Source organism: Candidatus Corynebacterium faecigallinarum, assembly GCF_052264515.1.
Lineage (GTDB): Bacteria > Actinomycetota > Actinomycetes > Mycobacteriales > Mycobacteriaceae > Corynebacterium > Corynebacterium faecigallinarum.
Genome location: NZ_JBQQOC010000084.1, coordinates 1 through 722, shown reverse-complemented (window position 1 = coordinate 722; position 722 = coordinate 1). Strand labels below are relative to the sequence as shown.

Here is a 722-nt window from a genome sequence, read left to right as displayed (position 1 = left end):
ATCCCCGCGCCGGCAGCGCTGACACGTCCGAGGCGGCTGCAGTCACCGATGCCGAACACATCCGTAGACTGCAACGCGACGTCGCCCGGCTGCGCGAGGAACGTGACATCCTACGGCGGGCCGCGGAATATTTCGCGGAAGAGACGAACTGGTGAGCCGCTTCAAGTTCGTTGACGACGCCAAGGCCGACTATCCGGTCAAGCGGCTCTGCGAGGTCCTGACGATCAACCGGTCCTCGTTCTACAAATGGAAGATCACTGCTGGTGGTCGCCGACAGCGCCTGATCGATGACGCGTTGCTCGCCGCGCGGATCACTGCGGTGTTCGACGCGAACAACGGCTGCTACGGCGCCAAGCGCATCACCGCCGACATCAATGACCCCGATGACGATGCCTCGGGCGCTTGCAGTTCAGCGCCGGTCAACCACAAGCGCGTCGCCCGGCTCATGCGAGCCAACGGGCTGGCCGGCTACACGAAAAGGCGCCGGGTGAAAACCACCGTCGCCGATAAGCGTCGGCGGGTATTCGCTGACCTGCTGCGTCGCCGGTTCACCGCCAACCGGGCCAACGACACCTATGTTGGCGACATCACTTACCTACCGATTGCCGACGGGTCGAATATGTACCTGGCCACGGTCATCGACTGCTACTCACGCCGGCTGGTCGGTTTCGCGATTACCGATCACATGCGCACCGAGTTGGTACAGGAAGCGTTGGTGATGG

The 722-nt window shown here is 63.0% G+C and carries 1 pseudogene; it reads left to right on the top strand.

Annotation, left to right across the window (positions count from 1 at the left end):
- Window positions 1–722: pseudogene (locus tag ACTXPP_RS14145) on the top strand (IS3 family transposase); the annotation flags it as partial.